Origin of the sequence: Rhodococcus sp. 2G (assembly GCF_001886355.1) — a bacterium.
GTDB lineage: Bacteria > Actinomycetota > Actinomycetes > Mycobacteriales > Mycobacteriaceae > Rhodococcus > Rhodococcus pyridinivorans.
The window spans coordinates 4,975,809-4,999,532 of record NZ_CP018063.1 but is presented as its reverse complement, the minus strand read 5'-3'; the positions used below and the strand labels follow the sequence as shown (position 1 = coordinate 4,999,532).

The following is a 23,724-nucleotide window of genomic DNA, read 5'->3' as shown; positions in this document are numbered from 1 at the left end:
CCTGTAACCGGAAACACGTGGTCGCAATACCCACCGGGTCGGATTCGTGCCCCACTCTGACCTAACGTGGAGCAGGTGAGTGCCCACGATCTTCCGATTGACCTTCGACGTGCTCTGGTGGCTGTCGCGCGGACGCCCCGCCTGCTCGTGGCGACCGACTACGACGGCACCATCTCCCCCATCGTGAGCGATCCCGAGAAGGCCTACCCGCACGACGATGCGGTGCGGGCGCTGCGGGGCCTCGCCGCTCTGCCGTCGACGGCCGCTGCCGTCATCTCGGGACGCGCTCTCAAGGATCTCGCCGCTCTGTCGCGTTTGCCGGTCGAGGTCAAACTCGTCGGCAGCCACGGCTCCGAGTTCGACATCGGATTCGTCCACGAGATCGATCCCGACGCGAGGGACCTCCTCGCCACGATCGTCGAGGGACTGCACTCGGTGGCATCCCGGTTCGACGGCGTGCAGGTGGAGGCCAAGCCCGCGAGCGCCGCGCTGCACGTGCGCAATGCCTCTCCCGCCGATGCCGAGCAGGCCCTCGATCTCGTGCGCAGCGGCCTCGCACTCCGGCCCGGTGTGCAGGTCACCGAGGGCAAGGCAGTCATCGAGTTGTCCGTGGTGCCCACCGACAAGGGCAAGGCGCTCGACGTCATCCGCCACCAGGAAGCCGCCAGCGCGGCGGTCTTCTTCGGCGACGACGTGACCGACGAGAAGGCCTTCCGTTCGCTGCAGGGCCCGGACGTCGGGGTGAAGATCGGCGACGGCGACACCGCCGCCGAGTACCGCGTCCGCACCAGCGAAGAGGTCATCGCCGCACTCGCGTTCCTGCTCGAGGAACGTCGCACCTGGTTGTCCGGCGCCCACGTCGCGCCGATCGAACGCCTGACCATGCTCGCGAGCCCCCGCTCGAAGGCACTCGTCACCCCCGACGGCACGATCACCTGGCTGTGCCACCCCGAACCCGATTCCGCGGCGGTGTTCGCCCATCTCCTCGGCGGTGACGCAGCCGGTCACTTCACCATCGGCCCGACCCGCCAGGCACTGCCGCTCAGCCAGCGCTACGTCGACTCGACGATGACGGTGGTGACCCGGTGGGCGTCGCTCGCGGTGATCGACTACCTCCCGCACGACGCCGAGGCCGGCCGTACCGACCTCACGCGCGTGATCACCGGGCGCGCGAGCGCGGTGGTGACCTTCGCCCCGCGACCGGAGTTCGGACAGGGACAGGTCACCCTCGAGGTCGAGGACGACGGCATCCGCGTCATGGGCTTCAACGAGCCCTACGTCCTGCGCTCCCCCGGCGTGCGGTGGGACATCACCACGGACGGCGTGCACCAGACGGCCCACGCCGTGGTCGACCCCACCGAGAACGACATCATCCTCGAACTCCGGTGCGGCACCGACGATCTCGATGAGCACCCGGTGCCGGAGGTCGAGCGTCGGGCACAGTCCGAGGCCTACTGGCACACGTGGGCGTCCCAGCTCGAGCTGCCGCCGCTCAAGCCCGATCTCATGAAGCGTTCGGCGCTCACCCTGCGGGGGCTGGTCCACGGTCCGACGGGCTCGATCCTCGCCGCGGCGACCACCTCGCTCCCCGAGGAGATCGGCGGTGTCCGCAACTGGGACTACCGCTACTGCTGGCTGCGCGACGCCGCGCTCACGGCGCAGGCGCTCGTGCGGGTCGGATCCCTCGAGGAGGCCGAGAACTATCTCGACTGGGTCCACCGCGTCCTCGAGACCGTGCCGGGCCCCGAACGTCTGCACCCGCTGTACACGCTCGCCGGCGGACCGCTGCCGCCCGAGGCCGTGATCGACTCGCTTCCCGGATACGCCGGTTCGAGGCCCGTGCGGGTCGGCAACGCGGCGAACCAGCAGGTGCAACTCGACGTCTTCGGCCCGATCGTCGACCTGATCGCCGACCTCGCGCACAGCCGCGAGTCGCGCGGCGTGTCCCACGACCGTGCCCTCACCGACCGGGACTGGGAGCTCGTCTGCTCGATGGTCACCGCGGTCGAACGGCGCTGGTTCGAACCGGACCACGGCATCTGGGAGATCCGCCACGCACCCCGCCACCATGTGTACTCGAAGGTCATGGGGTGGCTGACCGTCGACCGGGCACTGACGCTCGCCGAGAAGTTCGGCCGGACCGCCGGCGAGGGCTGGGCGGCGCTGCGCGACGAGATCGCCGAGGAGGTCACCGAGAAGGGCTGGAACGACGAGGTCCAGTCGTTCACCTCGGCCTACGACGGCACCGATCTCGACGCGGCCACCCTGTTCATCGGCCTCACCGGACTCGTCGACCCGCAGGACGAGCGGTTCCGGGCGACCGTGCAGGCCACCGAACGGGAGTTGCGCAGCGGCGCGACCGTCTACCGCTATCACAGCGACGACGGCCTGCCGGGCGCCGAAGGCGGCTTCCACCTGTGCGCGGCGTGGCTGGTCGCGGCCTACCTGCTGGTCGGGCAGCGCAACGACGCCGAGGCGCTGTTCGCGCAGCTGGTCGCGGCGGCCGGACCGACCGGGCTGCTCAGCGAGGAGTACGACCCCGTCGCGGAGCGTGCGCTGGGCAACCACCCGCAGGCGTACAGTCACATCGGTCTGCTGCGCTGCGCCCAGCTGCTGTCGGGCGCGAAGGCCACGGGCGACCGGCAGCACTGAGCTACGAGCGGGGCCGCTCGGTCACTCGGCGTACCACTCGCTCTCGACCCGACCCGAGGTGGCACCGAACCACAGCTGGGTCCCCAGGGTCTCGAGCGCGGGCACACCGGAGTGCGAGGGGGCGGCGAGGAGCAGTTCGCCTGCGCGCCGCCCCTTGTCCTTCTGCGGTTGCCGCACGGTCGTGAGGCCTTCGCGGATCGCTTCGTCGATGCCGTCGAAGCCGGTGATCGACAGGTGGCCGGGCACGTCGAGACCCATCTGATTGGCCCAGGCGAGAGCGCCGAGCGCGAGCACGTCGGTGGTGCACACGAGCGCGGTGATCCGCGGGTTCATGCGCATGATCTGCGCCGCGGCGGACAGGCCGTCCTCCGCGGTGTGGGTGTAGCGCTCGACGACGGTGAGCGATTCGGGGGCCAGCCCTGCGGCGCTCATGGCGTCCTGGACGCCGCGGATGCGTTCGCGCTGCACGTGGAAGGCGCCGGATTCGAGGGTCGACAGGTCGACGACCCCGTCGTGCCGTTCGCGGCCGAGGCGCATCGACAACATGCCGATCTGGCGGTGGCCGAGTTCGATGAGGTGGGCGGCGAGATCGCGCATCGCCCGCCGGTCGTCGATGCCCACCACCGGGGTGTTCTCGAGCCCGCGCGGCTGGTCGCACGCGACGATCGGCAGGTGCCGTTCGAGCACGGCAGCGAGATAGGGGTCCTCGGCGGGGACCGAGTAGACGACGAAGCCGTCGACGGACGAGCGGTGCACGACCTGTGCGGCCTCGTCGTCGGTCCGGCCCGGTCCGGCGGGGATGAGCAGTAGTCCCTGTCCGGCCGCTTCGCAGGCCTCGGACAGTCCCGACAGGAAACTCATGGCGGCGGGATCCCGGAAGGAATAGCTCAACGCTTCGGTGAGCAGGACCCCCACGGCTCCTGCCTTGCGGGTGCGCAGCGACCGCGCCATCGGATCCGGGCCGGCATATCCGCGTCGTTTGGCGACTTCGAGGACACGTTCGCGTAGCTCGGCGGACAACTGGTCGGGGCGGTTGTACGCGTTCGAGACCGTGGTGCGGGAGATCTTCAACTCGGCGGCAATCGACGCCAGGGTCGCCTGTCGGCGCGGCTGACGAGACCTGGACATGAGAGGACCGTAGTCCTGTGTCCATGGTCACGACCACCCAGGGATGGTAGGAGGGCTCGGTGTCGTCCGCTAAAGTGGAACGGTAACGGTTACCAATAACGTTTGGGTCGGTCGCTCGGTCGTTCCGGACCCCGTTCGTCGAAGACCGCCGATCCTCAGGAGAAGAACTGTGCGACTGTCCTCCCGCACGGCCCTCGCAGCCGCCGCCGTAGCCTGCGCGACCGCCCTCGCCGCGTGCGGCACCGATACCTCCGGCGCCGACGACGACGAGATCAGCGTCGTCGCCTCCACGAACGTGTGGGGGTCGATCGCGCAGGCGGTGGCCGGAGACCGCATCGAGGTCCGCTCGCTCATCACCGAACCGAACGCCGACCCGCACTCCTACGAGGCCAGCCCCCTCGACGCCGCGGCGATCTCCGACGCCTCGCTCGTCGTCTACAACGGCGGTGGCTACGACCACTTCGTCGACGACATCCTCGGCGCCACCGGGGACAAGCCTGCAGTCGTGGAGGCCTTCGCCCTGTTCGAATCCGGCGCGTACTCGGATCTGCACGCCGGACACGATCACGGCGACGAGGACGGCACCGACGACGCCATCGAGAGCGACTCGGAGACAACCGTTTCCGAGGACCACTCGCACGAGAGCGGTGAGGTGTCCGACACCGGCGACGGGCACTCGCACGAGGGTCACGACCACGGCGGCATCAACGAGCACGTCTGGTACGACCTCGCGACCGCCGACGCCGTCGCGCACGCCGTCGCCGAGCAGCTCGCCGAACTCGACCCCGACGGCGCCGCCGTCTACGAGGCCAACGCCGCGGGCTTCCACGAGAACCTGCACTACGTCGCGGATGTTGTCGACAAGCTCGCCGACACACACGGCGACGCACCCGTCGCCCAGACCGAGACGATCGGCCACTACCTCGTCTCGGCCGCGACGCTCGACGACATCACTCCCCCGGATTTCACCAACGCCATCGAGAACGGCACCGATCCGTCCCCGGCGGCGATCGCGGCGACACGGCAGTTGTTGGTCGACAAGCAGGTTCGCGTCCTGATCTACAACCCGCAGACCGAGGACCGGATCAGCCGCGAGATGCGCACGGCAGCAGAGTCGTCGGGCGTCCCCGTGGTCGAGGTTTTCGAAACCCTGCCCGAAGGTGTCGACTACATTCAGTGGCAGGCCCGGACGGCCGAGACCCTCGCCGCCGCGCTCGAGACCGCCTCCTGACCATCCGATCGAGAACACGGACTCCGGTGACACCTCCTCCATCCGACCGCACGCCCACAGTCGAACTCCGCGATGCCCGGCTGGCATTCGGCGATCGGGTCCTCTGGGACGGACTCGACCTCGTCGTCGAACCCGGCGAGTTCCTGGCGGTGCTCGGACCGAACGGTGCCGGCAAGACGTCGCTGCTCAAGGTGCTGCTCGGCCAGCTCCCGCTCACCTCCGGAACCGCGACCATCGCCGGGCAGGCCGTCCGGACCGGGAACTCGCACGTCGGATACGTGCCGCAGCAGAAGTCTCTCGACGAGGGCGTCCCGCTGCGGGGACGCGATCTCGTAGGCCTCGGCATGGACGGACATCGCTGGGGCACCGGCCTGCGCGCGCGCCGGCGGCGCCGCGTCGCGGTCGACGACGCGATCGCTCAGGTCGGCGCAGAGACCTATGCCGGAGCCCCGATCGGCACGCTCTCCGGTGGTGAGCAGCAGCGGCTGCGTATCGCGCAGGCGCTCGTGGGAGATCCGCGCGTACTCCTGTGCGACGAGCCGCTGCTCAGTCTCGATCTCGCCAACCAGCACCTGGTGTCGGCGCTCATCGACCGCCGCCGCCGCGACCACGACACCTCCGTCCTGTTCGTCACCCATGAGATCAATCCGATCCTGCCGCTGGTGGATCGCGTGCTGTACCTCGTCGACGGCCAGTTCCGCATCGGCACCCCCGCCGAGGTGATGACCTCGCAGGTGCTTTCCGAGCTCTACCGCACCGACGTCGAAGTGCTCGAGATGCGCGGCCGCCTGGTGGTCGTCGGCACCGGCGACGCCATCGACGCGCTCGGCAGCGCCGGCGGACTGCGCCCCGGGGAAGGCGTCCACCACGATCACGAGGATCACGAATGAGCAGCAAGTTCACCGACGCCCTCGGGCGGATGTTCGACGTGGAGACCACCGTCGAACTCCTGCAGTACGACTTCGTGCAGCAGGCGCTCGTCGCCGGTGCGATCCTCGGTCTGCTCGCCGGCGTGATCGGCCCGCTGATCATCAGCCGTCAGATGGCGTTCTCCGTCCACGGCACCTCCGAACTGTCGCTCACCGGTGCCGCGGCGGCGCTCATCATCGGGGTCTCCGTCGGGATCGGTGCGGTCGCGGGTGCCGTGATCGCCGCGATCCTCTTCGGGGTCCTGGGGACACGTGCCCGCGAACGCGACTCCGTCATCGGCGTGGTGATGGCCTTCGGACTCGGTCTCGCCGTCCTGCTGCTGTGGGCCTACGACGGACGCACCGGTGCCGCCTTCTCGCTGCTCACCGGTCAGATCGTGGCGCCCGGCGGTACCGGCATCGCCCTGCTCGCCGCGTGCGCTGCCGTCGTGATCCTCACGCTGCTGGTGATCTACCGTCCGCTACTGTTCGCCAGCACCGACCCGGAGGTCGCGGCTGCACGCGGCGTCCCGGTGCGCGCATTGTCGATCGTGTTCGCGGTGCTCGTCGGTGTCACCGCCGCACTCGGTGTGCAGATCGTCGGCGCGCTGCTGGTGATGGCACTGCTCATCACCCCGGCCGCCGCGGCGGCCCGGGTGGTCAGCGGGCCGCTCGCCGCCACGGTGCTGTCTGTGGTCTTCGCGGAGATCTCGGCGGTCGGCGGCATCCTGCTCGCGCTGGCGCCGGGCGTGCCGGTCTCGGCGTTCATCACGACGATCGCGTTCGTCATCTACATGATCTGCCGCGTGATCGGCACCGCCCGCAACCGACGTGGTTCCGGGCGGGTCGCCGCAACTGCCTGATTCACGGCCCGTCGGGACGTGATCTTGACGCGCTCCTCGACGTCCGCCCAGTTTCCCGAGGTTGCTCCAGTAACGGGACGTCACAGACATCGGGGGTGGAGAGTGCAGCACGTCACGCGTCGTTCCTTCGCGTCGACAACCCCGACAAGCGGTTCCTGTGGCACCGGTCGAGCCCCGAGGTGTTCGGTCGTCACCTCGCCTTCGAGCCCTACACCTGGTCGAGGCGTGCGTCGGCGAGAACATGACGGCCCTGTGCGCCGCCGGTGTCGGCGGCGGGTCGCTCGTCTACCAGGGCATGACGCTGCAACCCGACGAAGCGGTGTTCAACGCCCACTTCCCGAACGAACTCGACTGGGCGCGCATGGACCGCGTCCACTACCCGCGCGTCGCGCAGATGCTGCGCCTGGCCGTGGCGCCCGACGAACTCGTCGACAGCCCCAACTACGCGACCTCGCGCATCTTCGCCGACCCTGCGCGGAAGGCCGGCTTCCCTATCGACAAGATCCCGATGCCGATCGACTGGGACTACGCGCTCGCCGAACTCCGCGGCGAGATGGCCCCGGCCTACACCGACGGTTCGGGTGCGACGGGTGTCAACAACGGCGGCAAGCAGGGCTACGGCGTCAGTGAGGGTCGCGGGCACTTCGTCTACGACGCCGCTCGCGACGACGCCGTCCTGCGCTGGCCGCACGAAGGGGACGCGGTGCTGCAGACGGGTCACATCGACCCCACCGTGCGCCGCATCACCGGCGAACGCAGCATCCTGACCGACACCAACTCGATCGTCCCCGTCGACCTGGCACCCGCTCGGCGGCGCGAGCATGAGCACGGTGTGCGATCTCGAGGGCCGGGTGTTCGGCCAGCGCGGGCTGTACGTGCTCGACGGAGCCCTCATGCCGGGCAACACCGCCGCGTGCAACCCGTCGATGACGATCGCCGCCGTCGTCGAACGCGCCCTCGACGACATCGTCGTCCGCGACGTCGGAACGGTCTTCTGAGCGGGCATAGACTCGGGTCGTGACCCGCATCGACCTCAACAGCGACCTCGGCGAGAGCTACGGCCGGTGGCGTCTCGGCGACGACGAGACCATGCTCGACATCGTCACCAGCGCCAACGTGGCGTGCGGATTCCACGCCGGCGACCCGGCGACACTGCTGCACACGTGCCACGGCGCCGCGAAGCGCGCGGTAAGGATCGGTGCCCAGGTCGGCTACAACGACATCGGCGGTTTCGGCCGCCGCTTCATCGAGGTGCCGTCGGCGGATCTCACCGCCGAGATCATCTATCAGATCGGCGCGCTCGACGGTCTCGCCCGGGCGGCCGGTTCGTCGGCGAGCTACGTCAAACCCCACGGCGCGCTGTACAACGCGATCGTCCATCACCGCGAACAGGCCCGTGCGGTCGTGGATGCGGTACGCGCCTACGACGCCTCGCTGCCCGTCCTCGGACTGCCCGGCTCCGTCTTCCTCGAGGAGGCCGAACGGGCCGGACTGAAGGTGGTCGCCGAGGCGTTCGCCGACCGCGCCTACACCCCCGAGGGCACGCTCGTCTCCCGACGCGAACCCGGTGCGGTACTGCACGATCCGGAGGAGGTCGCCGAGCGGGTCCTGCGCATGGTCACCGAGGGGGTAGTCACCGCCGTCGACGGCAGCGACATACGCGTGAACGCGCAGTCGGTGTGCATCCACGGCGACTCCCCCGACGCCACGGCGATGGCCGTCGCCGTGCGCCGCCGCCTCGACGCCGAGAAGATCGACATCCGGGCGTTCGTGTGAACGCCCGACACCGCGAGGTCCACCGATGAAAATCCTTCGTGCCGGAGACAGCGCCCTGCTCGCCGAATTCGATTCCCTCGACGAGGTTCTCGCCCACTTCCGGGCACTCGACCGCGAGCGGCCGCGTGGCGTCGTCGATCTCGTGCCGGCGGCGCGGACACTGCTGGTGTGCTTCGATCCGTCGGAGACCGGCGCGCAGGTCGTGCACAAGTGGGTCACCACCACCCCACCGGTGTCCGGGGACGACGTCGACATCGAGGAGGTGACGCTCGAAGTCCGGTACGACGGCGTCGATCTCGAAGAGGTCGGCGAGTTGACCGGCCTCGGCGCGGACGGCGTGATCGCCGCCCACACCGGCAGCCTCTGGACGGTCGCCTTCGGCGGGTTCGCGCCCGGCTTCGCGTATCTCACCGGCGGGGATTCTCGATTGCACGTGCCGCGTCGCAGTTCACCGCGCACCTCCGTCCCGTCCGGCGCCGTGGGACTGGCGGGTGAGTTCTCGGGCGTCTATCCGCGGAAGTCGCCCGGAGGATGGCAACTCATCGGAACCTCCGATGCCCCGCTGTGGCAACCGGACCGGACTCCTGCGGCGCTGCTGCGACCGGGATGTGCGGTGCGCTTCGTCGCGATCTGAGCCGTCCCCGGATCCACTGCGCCGCTGCGCTCAGATACCGAGCACGGCCTTCGCGACGAGGAAATAGATCACCAGGCCGGTCGCGTCGACGAAGGTCGTGATGAACGGATTGGAGAAGACCGCGGGGTCGGCGCGGATCGATTTGGCCACCAACGGCATCGCACCACCGACGGTGGCGGCGAGGGTGCAGATGCTCACCAGCGTCAGCCCGATCACCGCGCCCACCGACGAGTCGTAGACCAGGGACGTCAGGACGAACGCGACCGAGCCCAGCAGGACACCGAGGGACAGACCCACCCGGAGCTCGCGGGCGATCACCCCGCCGATGTCGCGTGGCGTCACGTCGTCGAGCGCCAATGCGCGGGTGACCGTGGTGGCGGCCTGGTTTCCGGTGTTGCCCCCGGTGCCGATGATCAGCGGCACGAACAACGCCAGGGTGACCACCTGATCGAGGGTCGACTCGAATACCTCGAGGACCTGGACCGTGAGGGTCGCGCCGAGTGCCAGGAAGAGCAACCACACCACCCGCGAGCGCACCAACTGCCCGACGGGTGTCGCGAGATAGGGCCGGCGCAGCGGCTCGGTACCGCCGATGCGCGCCTGGTCCTCGCTGTCGGCGGCTTCGAGGATCCGCAGGGCGTCGTCGACGGTCAGGATGCCCACCAACCTGGTCTCGCTGTCGACGACGATCAACGCCAGCAGTTTGAGTTCGGCGCAGCGGCGCGCGGACTCCTCGGCGTCGTCGGTCACGCGCGCCCAGTAGGGCTCGTTCATGATGTCGGCGAGCACCGTTCCCGGCGCCGCAGTCATCAGCTCGCGCAGACCGACCACCCCGACGAGCACACGACCGTCGTCCACCACCGGCAGCGTGTACACCGTCTCCGCGTCGTCGAGCCGACGACGCACGGCGTCCATCGCCTGCTCGACGGTCATGTCCTGCCGCAGCGACACGAAGGCCGGGCTCATCCGCCGGCCGATCGACCGCTGCGGATAGCCGAGGATCGTGGCGGTCACCTCGCGGTCGGCGGGCGGCAGGCCGCGCATGAGGGTCGACGCGACCGTCGCGGGCAGTTCGTCGAGCAGTTCCACCCGGTCGTCGGGTTCGAGGTCGGCGAAGATTGCGGCCACCTGATCGTCGCGCAACCCGCGGAGCAGTTCGCTCTGCATGCTCGGGTCGAGCTGTTCGAAGACGTCGATCGCCCGGTCCTTGGGCAGCAACCGGTAGAGCACTGCTCGATCCGTCCGACCGAGCCGTTCGAGCACGTCGACGACCTGTTCGACGCTCAGTTCCGCGACAGCGTCGTGCGCGGCCTGAAGGTCGTCGGCCTCGACGGCCTTCTCGATCAGTCGCGTCGTCGCCGCCCGGACGTCTGCTTCATCCATGATCGTCACCTCCTTCCTCATGATCTTCAACCTAACGCGATCGTTCGGCCGGAGTGCGGACGTGCGATCGAAGCCGGTGAGTGAGAATGAACATCGTGGCGTGGTTCGAGGTGCTCTCCGGCGGAATGCTCACGACGGTCCAGGATCGCGGACGTCCCGGTTACGGTTCCTCGGGCCTCACCCGGTCCGGTGCCGCCGACCGGCGCGCACACGACGCCGCGAACCGGCTCGTGGGGAACCAGCCGGACGCGGCGACACTCGAGGTGACCGGCGGCGGTCTCGCCGTCCGCAGCGTCGGCGAGACGATCGTGGCCGTGACCGGTGCCCGCGCCGACGTGACCGTGTGCGACCGGCCGGTCGGCGACTGGGCGCGCATCACCCTCCGCAACGACGACGTGCTGCGGATCGGCGTCTCGAACGAAGGCCTGCGGATTTACCTCGCGGTACGCGGCGGCATCGACGTGCGGGAGGTGCTCGGCAGTAGATCCACCGACATCCTGTCGCACACCGGACCGTCACCCGTTCGCGCCGGCGACAGTCTGCTGGTCGGGGCGATGTCGGGTCACCTGCCCGACGAGGAGCAGTTCCCACCACCGCCGCCGATGGACGACCCCGTGGAGATCCGGGTACGGCCCGGCCCGCGCGACGACTGGTTCACGCCCGGATCACTGCGGGCGCTGTTCCACGAGACATGGACGGTGACACCGGAACTCGACCGGGTGGGTATCAGGTTCCACGGTCCCGGCCGACTGCACCGGGCACGGCAGGAGGAGATGCCCAGCGAGGGCATGGTTCCAGGCTCGCTGCAGATACCGCCGGACGGGCATCCGGTGCTGTTCCTCGTCGACCATCCCGTCACGGGCGGCTATCCGGTGGCCGCGGTGGCGGTCGCCGCCGATCTGCCGGTCGCGGCGCAACTGCGTCCCGGACAGCGGGTGCGGTTCGTGCCGGTACGGTGATCGCTGCTGGGTGACCGTCAGGCGCGTGACGGCACGGAGGTGTCGTCCTCGTCGGTCGGGTCGGTAGCCGTCACCCGACGTACGAAGGTGATCGCCTCGTCGAGTGCGTGTGTCGCGGGCGGAGAGATGCCGGGCAGGCTGAGATAGCCGTGCACGGTGTCGGGATAATCGGTCTCCGCGACGTCGCCGCCCTTGGCCCGCAATGCTTCGGCGTATCGAACGGCGTTGTCGCGCAACGGGTCGTGCCCGGCGATCTGGACGAGGGCCGGTACGGCGGCACCGGCGAGCGTGCCGCGCAGGGGAGCCGCGGTCGGCGCATACGGATCGGCTCCGGCCAGATACAGGCGCACGAACGCCCGCATACCGCGGGAGGTGAGCACGGGAGCGTTCGCGAACTGCCGCTCCGACGGGAACTCCTCCTCCATCTCCGTCGCCGGATAGATCAGCACCTGACCGGCCGGCAGCGGACCACCCGAGCGGGCGGCCACGTCGGCGACGACCGCGGCGAGGTTGCCTCCGGCACTGTCACCGGCGACCACGACGCGGGACGGATCACCGTCGAGTTCCGCAGCGTGTGCGACGACCCACCGGAACGCCGCCCAGCAGTCCAGCACCGCTGCGGGATAGGGATGTTCGGGGGCGAGCCGGTAGTCCACCGACACCACGACGCTCGGGGTCCGCGCGGCGGTGTGGCTCGCCCACCACTCGTTCTGCTCCGGATTGCCGAGCACCCACCCGCCGCCGTGGAACAGCAGCACGACCGGCAGCGGACCGCTCGTTCGCGCCGAGGGCCGATAGATCCGCAGACGGGTCCGGACCGGGGAGTCCTCGGGGGCGAGATCGTCGATCACCTCGTGCTCGAGTTCGACCCATCGGTCCTCGATCCGCACGCCGGGATGCGTCCGGCCCGAGATCAGCCGTCCGACCGGGGACGACAGGAGCTTCGTGCGCGCAGCACGACGTGCCGGGATCTCGTCGACGGACGCGTCGGCAATGGACTTGTCGGCGAAGCGTGCGAGGAAGGCGAACACCTTCGTACGGAACGGCAGGGATGCGACCACGAGGACAGACTAGGCCCTCGCGACCGCAGCTCGGGCAGACTCGATCAGACCCGACGCTGCCGCGCGATGTCCGCGAGCACCACGCCCGCCGCGACGGAGGCGTTGAGCGACTCGACGTCTCCGGCCATCGGGATGGAGAGAACGGCGTCGCAGGTCTCCCGCACCAGGCGCGAGAGTCCCTTGCCCTCCGACCCCACGACCACGACGACGGGATCGGTGCCGTCGAAATCGTCGAGGTTGGTGTCGCCACCGGCATCGAGACCGACGACGCGGACACCGCGGGACTGCCAGTCCTTGAGCGTGCGCGTGAGGTTGGTGGCACGCGCGACGGGCAGTCGCGCTGCGGCACCGGCGCTCGTGCGCCATGCCACGGCCGTCACCGACGCCGAACGGCGCTGCGGGATGACCACACCGTGGCCGCCGAAGGCCGCGACCGAACGGATCACCGCGCCGAGATTGCGCGGATCGGAGATGTTGTCGAGGGCCACGAGCAGCGGACGCTCGTGGTTCTCCGCGGCGCGGGCCAGCAGGTCGTCGGGGTGCGCGTAGCGGTACGGCGGCACCTGCAGGCCGATGCCCTGGTGCATCCCGTTCGACGACAGACGGTCGAGTTCGGAACGCGAGACCTCGAGGATCGAGATGCCCATCTCGGCCGAGCGCTGCACGGCTTCCTTGAGCCGCTCGTCGGCCTCGGCGCCGAGGGCGACGTACAGAGCGGTCGCGGGCACACCGGCACGCAGGCACTCGACGACCGGATTGCGGCCGAGCACCATCTCGGGCCCGTCCTCGGCCTTGCGACCCGCCGCGGGACGACGACCGCCACCGCGCGGGTCGGCGGCCTTGGCCGCGGCCCGGGCACGCCGTGCGGCGGGGTGGTAGGGCCGGTCCTCGGCCTTGGGGGTGGCGCCACGCGCTTCGAGCCCGCGTCGCCGCTGCCCGCCGGACCCGACGACCTGCCCCTTCTTCGTGCCGCCCTTACGAATAGCGCCGCGACGCTGGGAATTGCCTGCCATCACTGTCCTGCTTTCAGAGACCACTCGGGTCCGTTGGGCGTATCGGTCACTTCGACCCCCGCGGCTGTGAGGCGGTCCCGCACCTCGTCGGCCACCGCCCAGTTCTTCTCGGCCCGGGCGGTCGTGCGGCGTTCGAGATCCGCGCCGACCAGCACGTCGAGTGCCGCGAGTGCGGCCGACCCTGAATCGTCGGTGGAGCACCAGTGCTCGTCGAGCGGGTCGACACCGAGGATGCCGAGCATGCTCCGGACCTGCGACGCGATCTGCACGGCCGTGTCGAGATCGCCGTTGTCGAGCGCCTTGTTGCCCTTGCTGCGCTTGCGGTGTATTTCCGCGAGCGCCTTGGGCACACCGAGATCGTCGTCGAGAGCCTCGGCGAAGGCCTCGGTCCACTCGCCCACGGGCACCTCGCCCGCGCGGTCGCGGGTCTTGAGCACGAACGACTCGAGTCCCCGGTAGGCCGCCGCCGCTTCGGCGAGCGCGTCGTCGGAGTATTCGAGCATCGAACGGTAGTGGGCGCTGCCCAGGTAGTAGCGCAGTTCCTGCGGCCGGACGCGGGCGAGCACGTTGGGGATCGACAGCACGTTACCGAGCGACTTCGACATCTTCTCGCCGCCCATCGTCACCCAGCCGTTGTGCAACCAGTAGCGGGCGAAGCCGTCGCCGGCGGCGCGGGACTGCGCCATCTCGTTCTCGTGGTGCGGGAAGACGAGGTCCATGCCTCCGCAGTGGATGTCGAAGGTGCCGCCGAGATAGAAGCCGGCCATCGCGGAGCACTCGAGATGCCAGCCGGGGCGACCACGTCCCCACGGGGTGGGCCAGGACGGCTCACCGGGCTTCTCGGCCTTCCACAGCGTGAAGTCGCGGGGGTCGCGCTTGCCGAGTCCGGCGCTCTCACCCTGGTGGACGTCCTCGATGCGGTGTCCGGAGAGGGCACCGTATTCGGGGTAGCTCAGCACGTCGAAGTAGACGTCGCCGTCGGCCGCGTAGGCGTGCCCGGCGTCGATGAGGCGCTGGATGAGTTCGACCATCTGCGTGATGTGGCCGGTCGCGCGAGGTTCCACCGAGGGAGGAAGCACACCGAGCGCATCGTAGGCGCGGTTGAAGGCCCGCTCGTAGGTCGCGGCCCACTCCCACCACGGCCGACCTGCCTCTGCCGCCTTGCGGAGGATCTTATCCTCGATGTCTGTGACATTTCTCACAAACAAGACATCGAGACTCTTGGTAGCGAGCCACCGGCGGAGCACGTCGAACGCAACGCCGCTGCGTACGTGCCCGATATGGGGTTCGCCTTGGACGGTGGCCCCACACAGGTACACCGAGGCCTGGCCGGGGACCAGCGGTTCGAAATCCCGCACGGCCCGCGATTCGGTGTCGTATAAGCGCAAGGTCACGACCGTCTATCCTACCGCTCGTCCTGCTGGGCCAGGACCAGTGCGGTCGCAACCGCCGCCACACCTTCTCCCCGGCCGGTGAGCCCGAGTCCGTCCGTGGTGGTCGCCGACACGGAGACCGGACCGCCGAGCGCCTCGGACAGCACCGCCTGTGCCTCCTCGCGCCGCGGCCCGATCTTCGGGCGGTTCCCGATCACCTGGACGGCGGCATTGCCCACCACCCAGCCGGCGTCGTCGAGCAGGCGACGTACCTCGCCGAGCATCGCGACACCGGAGGCGCCGGCCATCTCCGGTCGGCCCGTGCCGAAGACCGATCCGAGGTCGCCGAGACCGGCGGCCGAGAGCACCGCATCGCACAGCGCGTGCGCAGCGACGTCCCCGTCGGAGTGACCCGCGCACCCGTCGGCGTCCTCGAACAGCAGACCGGCCATCCAGCACGGCCGTCCGGCCTCCACGGGATGCACGTCCGTTCCGATGCCGACACGCACGATGCTCACATCTCCTTCTCGGTGCGGACGCCGGACGCGAGCACGGTCCGTGCCAGCACCAGGTCCAGTGGGGTGGTGATCTTGAAAGCGAGAGGGTCTCCCACGACAGTGGTGATCCGCTCCCCCAACCGCTCGACGAGTCCCGCGTCGTCGGTCGCGTCGGCGGCGTCGCGGTTGGCCCGCTCGAGCAATTCGACGTCGAATCCCTGCGGCGTCTGCACCGCGCGGAGGGTCGACCGGTCGGGAGTCCCGGTGACGACTCCGTCCTTGTCGACACTCTTGATGGTGTCGACGACGGGCAGGACGGGGATCACCGCGTCGCTGCCGGCCCGCAACGCGTCGACGACCCGGACGAACAGCTCGGCCGGGGTGAGCGCACGCGCGGCGTCGTGGACGAGCACGAACCGCGCGCCCGATGCCGCCGCAAGACCGGCGCGCACCGAGTCGGCGCGTTCGGCGCCACCCGCGACGACGGTGACCCGGTCGGCGAACGACTCGCCGACGAGCCGGTCCGCGGGCGTCGCAGCCAGTTCGGGCGGCGCGACGATCACCACTCGATCGATGACCGCTGAAGCGAGCATCGCCTCGACCGAGCGGTCGAGCATCGTGCGGCCGTCCAGTTCCACGAACGCCTTGGGCAGTGGTTCTCCCAGGCGAACACCGCGGCCGGCCGCCGGAAGGATTCCGACGACCGGCCCGTTGCGATCGCTCATGTGCAGTTTGCCGATGTCTCGCGCGTCAGGAAGCGGCGGCGAGAACCTCGTCGAGCATGGTCTCCGCCTTGACGTCGTCGGTGCCCTCGGCGAGCGCGAGCTCACCGACGAGGATCTGACGTGCCTTGGCAAGCATCCGCTTCTCACCTGCGGACAGGCCGCGGTCCTGCTCCCGGCGCCACAGGTCGCGCACAACTTCTGCGACCTTGTTGACATCGCCGGAGGCCAGCTTCTCGAGGTTGGCCTTGTACCGCCGTGACCAGTTGGTGGGTTCTTCCGTGTGGGGTGCGCGCAGCACCTGGAAAACCTTGTCGAGGCCTTCCTGCCCGACGACGTCGCGCACTCCGACGTACTCCGCGTTCTCTGCAGGTACCCGGACCGTCAGGTCGCCCTGCGCGACTTTCAGAACCAGATATTCCTTCTGCTCACCCTTGATGGTGCGTGTTTCGATTGCTTCGATCAGCGCCGCACCGTGGTGGGGGTATACGACGGTGTCTCCGACCTTGAAAATCATGTGTCCCGTGCCCCTTTCGATTCTCCCAGTTTAACACGTGACCACATCACCCTCCCGTCAACGATGCAGGTCAGGGGCACCGAGCACTGAGCCTAGGGCTTGACAGGCAGTTGCTTCCGTGTATCGGGTGACCTCCGACACACCCGCCCGTGGGCGCCTGTCGATCTCGTCTTCCGCGCGCGAATCCGCACGAGATCCGGCCCCGACGTACACAGCGCACACGGGAACTACTACTCTGCCTAGTGGATTGCGAGCCTTACTCGAGTGGAGGAACCCGTGACTGCTCTCAAAGCGCCGACTCGCCGAGTCGTGACCGCTCTCGCCCTTGCCGCGGGAGCGGCGCTCACGATGTCCGCGTGCAGCGCCGGTCAGATCACCCAGACCTCGACCCAGGTCGCGGCCATCAACGGTTCCAACGTGGACGCCGGCAGCCTCGCGCTGCGCAACGTGCACGTGATCTACCCGAACTCCGAGGAGTACAGCATCGAGCCCGGCGGCACCGCCCAGCTCGGCTTCACGATCGTCAACCTCGACCCGTACGTCGGCGATCAGCTCACCGGTATCTCCACCGATTTCGCAGCCTCGGTCACCGGTGCCCGCCTCGAGATTCCGCCGCAGTCCTCCGTGGTCGCCGGTGTCTCCGAGGAGAACGCCGCCCTCGTCGAGGAGGTCGACGAGTCGCCGCGTCCGAACAGCACCGAGGAGACCCCCTCCCCGGCCCCGGCAGGCGTCGTCAACAACGTCGAGCTCGTGAACCTCTCCGAGGGTGTCCGCCCGGGCCTGACCATCCCCGTGACCTTCACGTTCGCCGAGGCCGGCGACGTGACCCTGTCCGTGCCGATCGACGCCGGCCCGGAGCTCCCCCGCGACGAGTCGGAGCTCTCGCCGATCGTGGGCGAAGCACACTAGGACTTCCTGCTGGAGAGCCCGGTCGAGCACAGCTCGGCCGGGCCCTCCTCGCATCCGCTCCGGTGTCGGTGCGACCGACTATCCTCCGGCCGTGGCAAAGACCAAGACCCTCTACCGCTGTTCCGACTGCTCGCACACCGTCGCGAAGTGGGTCGGGCGCTGTCCCGAATGCGGAACGTGGGGGTCGATGGACGAAGCACCCGTCCAACCGGTCGCGGTCGCCTCGCGGTCGGGTACCTCGCTCGCCCGCGCCGGTGCCGCCGCCGTACTGCCGAGCACCCCGGCCACCCCGCTGTCGCAGATCGACGGCAAGGCCACCCACGCGAAGCCCACGGGCATCCCCGAGCTCGACCGCGTCCTCGGCGGCGGTGTCGTACCCGGTTCGGTCGTCCTGCTCGCCGGCGAACCCGGTGTCGGCAAGTCCACGCTGCTCCTCGAGGTGGTGCACCGCTGGGCGTTGCGCGGCGAAGCCGATCGCGCGCTCTACGTCACCGGCGAGGAGTCGGCCGGTCAGGTGCGCCTGCGCGCCGACCGCACCGGCGCCGTGCACGACCGGGTCTATCTTGCCGCCGAGAACGACCTCGCGACGATCTTCGGGCACGTGGAGCAGGTCAAGCCCACGCTGCTGGTCGTCGACTCCGTCCAGACGATGCTCGCCGCCGACGTCGACGGCGTGACCGGCGGTGTCACGCAGGTCCGCGCAGTCACCAGCGCCCTGACCTCCCTCGCGAAGTCCAGCGGCATCCCGGTGCTGCTCATCGGCCACGTCACCAAGGACGGCGCGGTCGCCGGTCCGCGTTCCCTCGAGCACCTCGTCGACGTGGTGCTGCACTTCGAAGGCGACAAGCACTCCACGCTGCGCATGGTGCGCGGGGTGAAGAACCGGTTCGGAGCCGCCGACGAGGTGGGCTGCTTCGAACTTGCCGAGGACGGGATCGTCGGCGTCAGCGACCCGTCGGGATTGTTCCTGCAGCACCGCGACGAGGCCGTGCCCGGCACTGCCGTCACGGTCACGATGGACGGCAAACGCCCGCTCCTCGGTGAGGTCCAGGCGCTCGTGGTGCCCACGCACAATCCTTCACCGCGACGCGCCGTGAGCGGTCTCGACTCGGCGCGGGTGGCGATGGTGCTCGCGGTGCTCGAGCGTCGCTGCGGGCTCGGCCGGCTCGGTAACTGCGACGTCTACGCCTCCACCGTCGGCGGTATGCGGATCACCGATCCGTCCGCCGACCTCGCGCTCGCACTCGCCGTCGCCTCAGCCGTACGCGACCAGCCCGTCCCGGCCGGCACCGTGCTGCTCGGCGAGGTCGGTCTCGCCGGGGAGGTCCGTCGTGTCGTCGGTGCGGGTCGCCGACTCGCGGAGGCGAACCGGCTCGGCTTCGACCGCGGGGTGGTTCCGCGCGATGTCGAGGGTGTCCCGAAGGGCATGAAGAAGTTCGAGGTGTCCAACGTGGCGCAGGCACTGTCGACCCTCACGCGCTGACCTGCGGACATGTCGGCAGCGCCGATCTGCCGAGGTGTCGGCGGCCGGTGCGAACATGTGTTCGTGTCCGATGCGACGGTGCTGCATGCCGATCTCGACGCGTTCTACGCGTCGGTGGAGCAGCGCGACGATCCGTGGCTGCGCGCCAAACCGATCGTCGTGGGCGGGGGCGTCGTACTCGCGGCGAGCTATGAGGCCAAGGCTCACGGCATCGTCACCGCGATGTCGGGCCGAGCCGCCCGCGCCCTGTGCCCGGGACTGATCTCGGTGCCTCCCCGCATGGAGGCCTATGCGCAGGCCTCGCGCGACGTCTTCGCGATCTTCGATCGCACCACACCGATCGTGGAGGGGATCTCCATCGACGAGGCATTCCTCGACGTCTCCGGTCTCGGGCGCATCGCCGGCAGACCCGTCGACATCGCCGCACGCCTGCGCCGCACGGTCGCCGAGGAGGTGGGGCTGCCGATCACCGTCGGTGTCGCGCGCACCAAGTTCCTCGCCAAGGTCGCGAGCGGGGTGGCCAAGCCCGACGGACTGCTCCTCGTCCCTCCGCACGCCGAACTCGAGTTCCTCCATCCGTTGCCGGTGGAGCGGTTGTGGGGCGTCGGCAAGGTGACGGCGGCGAAGTTGCACGCGCACGGTCTGCGGACCGTGGCCGATGTCGCCGCCCACTCCGAGTCCGATCTCGTCTCGCTGCTCGGACGCACGGCGGGACGCCACCTGCACGCGCTCGCGATCGGTCACGATCCGCGTCCGGTCCGGCATCGGCGGCGCAGTTCGATGGGCGCGCAGCACGCGCTCGGCCGCGGACCCCACAGTCTCGAGTCGGTCGGCGAGACGCTGCAACTGCTCGTCGACCGCGTGGGCCGGCGGATGCGCCGGGCCGGACGCCTCGGCCGCACGGTGGTCCTGCGGATGCGCTTCGCCGACTACACCCGCGCGACACGCTCTCACACGCTGCCCGGGGCCACCGCACGCACCGATCTGCTGTCGGCGGCGGCGCACGACCTGCTCGAGCAGACCCGACCGCTCATCGCCGAGCGCGGTCTCACGCTCATCGGGATCGCGGTGACGAATCTCGTCGGTGAAGGCGTCGAGCAACTCGAGCTGCCGTTCGACGAGCCGGTCGAGGCCGCCGGGGACAGTACTGGAGACACGCGAACGCAGCACCGCGCCGTCGACCGGCATGCCCTCGATGCCGTCCTGGACGATCTGCACTCCCGCTACGGCGCGGGCGCGGTCACTTCCGCGGCGTTGCTCGGACGCGACCACCGGCCGGGTGTTCCGCTGCTCCCCGACGGACCGGAGACCTGAACGCGAGAACCCGGAGGGCGGAGATGTCAGACGGCGGAGATGTCGTGTTCACTCTGCGGGATGCCGTCGGCGTAGTCGCGGCCCTTCGCGAAGTGCTCGTGCCCGACGACGACGAACAACCCGACCGACGACGCCACCACGACGTCCGGATCGGCCGGCGGACCGGCGACGATGCGCGCCTCCGCACTGGTGTAGACCTTGCGCCGCACCACGCCGTCGACGCGGGCGCGGAACTCGAGCACCGAGCCCAGGGGGATGGGACGGGCGAAGTCCGTCTCGAAGTGCCCGGTGACGACGGCGGTCCGCAGGGCGGCGTTGCACGCCATTCCCTGGACCTCGTCGAAGGCCGTCATGAGGATGCCGCCGTGGATGAATCCCGGTCCGCCCTGGTAGCGCGTGGCGACGTCGAGACGGCCGAGCACCTCGAGGCCCTCGCCGATCGTGAACTCCATCGCGAGGCCGGAGGGCTGGTCGTCACCACACCCGAAGCACTTGTTCCAATGCTGCGGTACCGGCGCACCCGGGCCGGGATGATCTTCCGGCAGATCGGGAACGACGAGGTCGTCGGGCAAAGTCCAGGTGCTGCGCATAAGCAAGTAATGTAGTTGCGCGGTCGGGGCGCCGATCCACGAGTCCGCGCATTGTGACGACGACCGCAGACCGCACAGGGGAAGGAAGTCCAGATGACCGAGTCGGCGCCGGCATCGACGCTGAGCGACACCATCGCTCGTCTGGCGCCCGGCACCGCGCTACGCGACGGTCTCGAACGCATCCTCCGCGGCCGCACGGGCGGCCTGATCGTCCTCGGTTTCGACGACAAGGTCGCCGAGCTGTGCGACGGCGGTTTCGAACTCGACGTCGAGTTCGCCCCCACCCGACTTCGGGAGCTGTCGAAGATGGACGGCGCCGTGGTCGTGTCCACCGACGGTTCGCGCATCGTGCGTGCCAACGTGCAACTCGTGCCCGATCCGAGCATCCCCACCGTGGAGTCCGGCACCCGGCACCGCGCCGCGGAACGCACCGCCATCCAGACCGGATATCCGGTGGTTTCGGTCAGCCAGTCGATGAGCATCGTCAGCGTGTACGTCGACGGTCGCCGCCACGTCATCAACGACTCCGCGACCATCCTGTCCCGGGCCAACCAGGCCGTCGCGACACTCGAGCGGTACAAGGCCCGCCTCGACGAGGTGACCCGGCAGTTGTCCGTGGTCGAGATCGAGGACATCGTCACGCTGCGCGACGCGCTCACCGTGGCGCAGCGGCTCGAGATGATGCACCGCCTGTCCGTGGAGATCGAGCAGGACGTGCTCGAACTCGGGACCGACGGTCGCCAGCTGGCCCTCCAGCTCGAAGAACTCGTCGGCGACAACCAGCTCGCCCGGCAGCTCATCGTGCGGGACTATCTTGCGGGCGAGCACGTCCCCACCCAGCAGGAGGTCGAGCAGGCGCTCGAGCGTCTCGCACACCTGACCGACGTCGACCTGCTCGACCTGACGAGCCTCGCCCGCGCCTTCGGCTATTCGGGCACCATCGAGGCCCTCGACACCTCGATGAGTCCCCGCGGTTATCGCGTGCTCCATCGGGTGCCGCGCCTGCAGGCCCGGCAGATCAACCGGCTCGTAGGTGCGTTCGGCACACTGCAGGGCCTGCTCGCGGCCACCGCTGCCGATCTGCAGGCGGTCGACGGGGTCGGCGCCCTGTGGGCCCGGTACATCCGCGAGGGACTGTCGCGGCTCGCCGAAGCCGCGATCAACCACTACGACTGAACAACTACCGGACGAGCAGCAGGTCAGGGCGTGATGTTGAACGGCTCGGGCGCGCTGCGCAGGCCGCCGAGCTGCCCGACCACGGTGTACGCGCCGGGACCGACCGGTTCGCGCGGCGCCTGGCAGCCGGGCTCGGAGGTCGTCGCCGACCACTTGACGGAATAGGCGGCCTGGTCGCCCGGAGCGAGCGACCGGATGTCGGCGGTCGATTCGGGGAAGCAGTCGGTGTTCGCCCAGAGTCGCTCGTTGCCGTCGAGGCTGTAGACGAGCACCTGCTGAAGGCCCGCACCGAGGTCGCGTTCGCACTGCGACGTGCCGATGTTGGTGATGACGATCGTGAAATCGGGTTCGGAACCGACCCTGTAGTTCGGCTCGTCCGCCGTCACCCGCACGGCGAGCGACTGATCGGAGCACTGCCCCGGCGGAACCGGAGCAGCGGAGGTGGTGGCGGACGTGGACGTGTTGTCCTCGTCGTCCGCGTCCTCCGAGGCCGAATCCCCTGCACTACGCGTCCCGGACGAACCCGAGGATCCACCGCTCCGGGTGGTGCTCGCGGACGCCGCGTCGGCGGACGCATCGGCCGCCGTCGTGGTGGCGGAGGTCGTCACCTCCGCTGCTGCGGGTTCGGGATTCTGATCGGGGTCGTCGCCGCCGGTCAGCGCCACTACGAGCCAGATGACCAGAGCCAGCACGACCACCGAGACTCCGATCGCGAGAATGCGTCGTCGCCAGTAGATCTCGGGGGGCAGAGGACCGGTCGGTTCAAGCACGCCCCCCACGGTATGTGTCACAGGCTGCGCACGGCTACACCGCCGTCGGCGTGTCGCTGTGACCTGCAGTCACATCGTTGTGACCGCAGGTGCACCCGTCTTCAGTTGTCGGAGACCTCGCCGATGTCTCCGAAGTGGCCCCGCAGACTCACCTTGCCGTCCTCGAGCTTGTAGGTGACGCCCACGATGGCGCAGCGGCCGTCGGCGATGCGGTCGGCGATGATCCGCGAACGATCCGTGAGCAGCTTGCCCGTCTCGACGACGTGGCGCCCCTCGAGTTCGTCGACGGTGGACAGACCCTCGGCCCTGCCCATGAGGATCGAGGGAGCGACACGCTCGACGAGGCTGCGGATGTGGCCGCCCGGCACCGTGCCCTTGTCGAGGGCATCGATGGTCGCCGCCACGGCACCACAGCTGTCGTGACCGAGGATGACGATGAGCGGAACGTTGAGGATGTCGACTGCGTACTCGATGGAACCGAGGACGGAACTGTCGATGACGTGACCCGCGGTGCGGACCACGAACATGTCGCCGAGCCCCTGGTCGAAGATGATCTCTGCGGCGACGCGGGAGTCTCCGCAGCCGAACAGCACGGCGGTGGGGTGCTGGCCGTTGACGAGTTCGGCGCGACGATCGATTCCCTGGCTCGGGTGCAGCGGCGTGTCGCTGACGAAACGATGATTACCCTCGGTCAGGGCTTTCCAGGCGGAGATGGGATTGGAGTTCGGCATGCGTACATTATTCACCTGCGCACATGTCCGATTT

Annotated in this window: 22 protein-coding genes and 1 pseudogene; 12 read left to right on the top strand and 11 right to left on the bottom strand. The window is 69.4% G+C overall.

The window, feature by feature from the left end; translation table 11 throughout:
- Positions 1–75 precede the first annotated feature (75 nt).
- Complete coding sequence (gene otsB, locus BO226_RS23750) at positions 76–2,652, top strand: trehalose-phosphatase (protein ID WP_071936549.1); 2,577 nt, start codon at positions 76–78, stop codon at positions 2,650–2,652.
- Positions 2,653–2,673: 21 nt separating this feature from the next.
- Here the strand turns inward: otsB and BO226_RS23745 are convergent, their stop codons facing one another.
- The gene (locus BO226_RS23745; RefSeq protein WP_071936215.1) at positions 2,674–3,780 is read right to left on the bottom strand and encodes a LacI family DNA-binding transcriptional regulator; all 1,107 of its coding nucleotides are present in this window, start codon (positions 3,778–3,780) and stop codon (positions 2,674–2,676) included.
- Between the two features lie 169 nt (positions 3,781–3,949).
- On the opposite strand from BO226_RS23745, the gene BO226_RS23740 reads away from it, so the two are divergent.
- The 6 genes and pseudogenes from BO226_RS23740 (at position 3,950) to BO226_RS23710 (ending at position 9,192) form a co-directional block, all read left to right on the top strand.
- On the top strand, positions 3,950–5,011 hold the full coding sequence (locus BO226_RS23740; RefSeq protein WP_071936214.1) for a metal ABC transporter solute-binding protein, Zn/Mn family: 1,062 nt from the start codon (positions 3,950–3,952) through the stop codon (positions 5,009–5,011).
- Positions 5,012–5,037: 26 nt separating this feature from the next.
- Positions 5,038–5,901 (top strand): metal ABC transporter ATP-binding protein, encoded by an 864-nt coding sequence (locus BO226_RS23735; RefSeq protein WP_071936213.1) that lies wholly within the window; start codon positions 5,038–5,040, stop codon positions 5,899–5,901.
- The gene (locus BO226_RS23730) at positions 5,898–6,782 is read left to right on the top strand and encodes a metal ABC transporter permease (RefSeq protein ID WP_006550474.1); all 885 of its coding nucleotides are present in this window, start codon (positions 5,898–5,900) and stop codon (positions 6,780–6,782) included. The genes BO226_RS23735 and BO226_RS23730 overlap by 4 nt, the downstream gene beginning before the upstream one ends.
- 119 nt (positions 6,783–6,901) lie before the next feature.
- A pseudogene (locus BO226_RS26850) lies at positions 6,902–7,780 on the top strand (GMC oxidoreductase); the annotation flags it as partial.
- A 19-nt stretch (positions 7,781–7,799) separates the two neighbouring features.
- Positions 7,800–8,558 (top strand): LamB/YcsF family protein, encoded by a 759-nt coding sequence (locus BO226_RS23715; RefSeq protein WP_019290174.1) that lies wholly within the window; start codon positions 7,800–7,802, stop codon positions 8,556–8,558.
- 25 nt (positions 8,559–8,583) lie between these two features.
- On the top strand, positions 8,584–9,192 hold the full coding sequence (locus BO226_RS23710; RefSeq protein WP_006550478.1) for a 5-oxoprolinase subunit B family protein: 609 nt from the start codon (positions 8,584–8,586) through the stop codon (positions 9,190–9,192).
- 30 nt (positions 9,193–9,222) lie between these two features.
- Here BO226_RS23710 and mgtE read toward each other — a convergent pair whose 3' ends face one another.
- Positions 9,223–10,575, bottom strand: coding sequence for a magnesium transporter (gene mgtE, locus BO226_RS23705; RefSeq protein WP_024102862.1), 1,353 nt, complete (start codon positions 10,573–10,575; stop codon positions 9,223–9,225).
- Between the two features lie 86 nt (positions 10,576–10,661).
- Here mgtE and BO226_RS23700 point away from each other — a divergent pair, with 86 nt between their 5' ends.
- Positions 10,662–11,534 carry a biotin-dependent carboxyltransferase family protein gene (locus BO226_RS23700; RefSeq protein WP_071936211.1) on the top strand — a complete coding sequence of 291 codons (873 nt, stop codon included), beginning with the start codon at positions 10,662–10,664 and terminating at the stop codon, positions 11,532–11,534.
- Between the two features lie 17 nt (positions 11,535–11,551).
- On the opposite strand, the gene BO226_RS23695 is transcribed toward BO226_RS23700, so the two are convergent.
- The 6 genes from BO226_RS23695 to carD are packed head-to-tail and all read right to left on the bottom strand — an operon-like array spanning position 11,552 to position 16,717.
- Complete coding sequence (locus BO226_RS23695) at positions 11,552–12,595, bottom strand: alpha/beta hydrolase (protein ID WP_071936210.1); 1,044 nt, start codon at positions 12,593–12,595, stop codon at positions 11,552–11,554.
- Between the two features lie 44 nt (positions 12,596–12,639).
- Positions 12,640–13,608, bottom strand: a complete 969-nt coding sequence (gene rlmB, locus BO226_RS23690; protein ID WP_006550482.1) for a 23S rRNA (guanosine(2251)-2'-O)-methyltransferase RlmB — start codon at positions 13,606–13,608, stop codon at positions 12,640–12,642.
- Positions 13,608–15,002, bottom strand: coding sequence for a cysteine--tRNA ligase (gene cysS, locus BO226_RS23685; protein ID WP_006550483.1), 1,395 nt, complete (start codon positions 15,000–15,002; stop codon positions 13,608–13,610). The genes rlmB and cysS overlap by 1 nt, the downstream gene beginning before the upstream one ends.
- A gap of 11 nt (positions 15,003–15,013) precedes the next feature.
- On the bottom strand, positions 15,014–15,490 hold the full coding sequence (ispF, locus tag BO226_RS23680) for a 2-C-methyl-D-erythritol 2,4-cyclodiphosphate synthase (protein WP_024102859.1): 477 nt from the start codon (positions 15,488–15,490) through the stop codon (positions 15,014–15,016).
- A gap of 5 nt (positions 15,491–15,495) precedes the next feature.
- Positions 15,496–16,203 (bottom strand): 2-C-methyl-D-erythritol 4-phosphate cytidylyltransferase, encoded by a 708-nt coding sequence (ispD, locus tag BO226_RS23675; protein ID WP_039583832.1) that lies wholly within the window; start codon positions 16,201–16,203, stop codon positions 15,496–15,498.
- Positions 16,204–16,228: 25 nt separating this feature from the next.
- Complete coding sequence (gene carD / locus BO226_RS23670; protein ID WP_006550486.1) at positions 16,229–16,717, bottom strand: RNA polymerase-binding transcription factor CarD; 489 nt, start codon at positions 16,715–16,717, stop codon at positions 16,229–16,231.
- A 276-nt stretch (positions 16,718–16,993) separates the two neighbouring features.
- On the opposite strand from carD, the gene BO226_RS23665 reads away from it, so the two are divergent.
- The 3 genes from BO226_RS23665 (at position 16,994) to dinB (ending at position 20,423) form a co-directional block, all read left to right on the top strand.
- The gene (locus BO226_RS23665) at positions 16,994–17,626 is read left to right on the top strand and encodes a hypothetical protein (protein WP_024102857.1); all 633 of its coding nucleotides are present in this window, start codon (positions 16,994–16,996) and stop codon (positions 17,624–17,626) included.
- Between the two features lie 91 nt (positions 17,627–17,717).
- On the top strand, positions 17,718–19,109 hold the full coding sequence (gene radA / locus BO226_RS23660; RefSeq protein WP_006550487.1) for a DNA repair protein RadA: 1,392 nt from the start codon (positions 17,718–17,720) through the stop codon (positions 19,107–19,109).
- A 57-nt stretch (positions 19,110–19,166) separates the two neighbouring features.
- On the top strand, positions 19,167–20,423 hold the full coding sequence (gene dinB, locus BO226_RS23655) for a DNA polymerase IV (RefSeq protein ID WP_006550488.1): 1,257 nt from the start codon (positions 19,167–19,169) through the stop codon (positions 20,421–20,423).
- A gap of 26 nt (positions 20,424–20,449) precedes the next feature.
- Here the strand turns inward: dinB and BO226_RS23650 are convergent, their stop codons facing one another.
- A complete protein-coding gene (locus BO226_RS23650) occupies positions 20,450–21,013 on the bottom strand; it encodes a PaaI family thioesterase (RefSeq protein WP_071936209.1) in 564 nt (187 codons plus the stop codon).
- A gap of 93 nt (positions 21,014–21,106) precedes the next feature.
- On the opposite strand from BO226_RS23650, the gene disA reads away from it, so the two are divergent.
- Positions 21,107–22,189: a DNA integrity scanning diadenylate cyclase DisA gene (gene disA, locus BO226_RS23645; RefSeq protein ID WP_006550490.1), complete on the top strand. Its 1,083-nt coding sequence runs from the start codon at positions 21,107–21,109 to the stop codon at positions 22,187–22,189.
- Positions 22,190–22,212: 23 nt separating this feature from the next.
- Here disA and BO226_RS23640 read toward each other — a convergent pair whose 3' ends face one another.
- Positions 22,213–22,959 carry a hypothetical protein gene (locus tag BO226_RS23640; RefSeq protein WP_006550491.1) on the bottom strand — a complete coding sequence of 249 codons (747 nt, stop codon included), beginning with the start codon at positions 22,957–22,959 and terminating at the stop codon, positions 22,213–22,215.
- A gap of 101 nt (positions 22,960–23,060) precedes the next feature.
- Entirely contained in the window at positions 23,061–23,690 is a 630-nt protein-coding gene (locus BO226_RS23635; RefSeq protein WP_019290184.1) for a carbonic anhydrase, read from the bottom strand.
- Between the last annotated feature and the right edge of the window lie 34 nt (positions 23,691–23,724).

Excerpts from the sequence above, each read along its gene's own strand:
- BO226_RS23745 (WP_071936215.1), bottom strand. The coding sequence starts at position 3,780 with ATGTCCAGGTCTCGTCAGCCGCGCCGACAGGCGACCCTGGCGTCGATT.
- BO226_RS23730 (WP_006550474.1), top strand. The coding sequence starts at position 5,898 with ATGAGCAGCAAGTTCACCGACGCCCTCGGGCGGATGTTCGACGTGGAG.
- BO226_RS23710 (WP_006550478.1), top strand. The coding sequence starts at position 8,584 with ATGAAAATCCTTCGTGCCGGAGACAGCGCCCTGCTCGCCGAATTCGAT.
- mgtE (WP_024102862.1), bottom strand. The coding sequence starts at position 10,575 with ATGGATGAAGCAGACGTCCGGGCGGCGACGACGCGACTGATCGAGAAG.
- BO226_RS23700 (WP_071936211.1), top strand. The coding sequence starts at position 10,662 with ATGAACATCGTGGCGTGGTTCGAGGTGCTCTCCGGCGGAATGCTCACG.
- rlmB (WP_006550482.1), bottom strand. The coding sequence starts at position 13,608 with ATGGCAGGCAATTCCCAGCGTCGCGGCGCTATTCGTAAGGGCGGCACG.
- ispD (WP_039583832.1), bottom strand. The coding sequence starts at position 16,203 with ATGAGCGATCGCAACGGGCCGGTCGTCGGAATCCTTCCGGCGGCCGGC.
- carD (WP_006550486.1), bottom strand. The coding sequence starts at position 16,717 with ATGATTTTCAAGGTCGGAGACACCGTCGTATACCCCCACCACGGTGCG.
- BO226_RS23650 (WP_071936209.1), bottom strand. The coding sequence starts at position 21,013 with ATGCGCAGCACCTGGACTTTGCCCGACGACCTCGTCGTTCCCGATCTG.
- disA (WP_006550490.1), top strand. The coding sequence starts at position 21,107 with ATGACCGAGTCGGCGCCGGCATCGACGCTGAGCGACACCATCGCTCGT.
- BO226_RS23635 (WP_019290184.1), bottom strand. The coding sequence starts at position 23,690 with ATGCCGAACTCCAATCCCATCTCCGCCTGGAAAGCCCTGACCGAGGGT.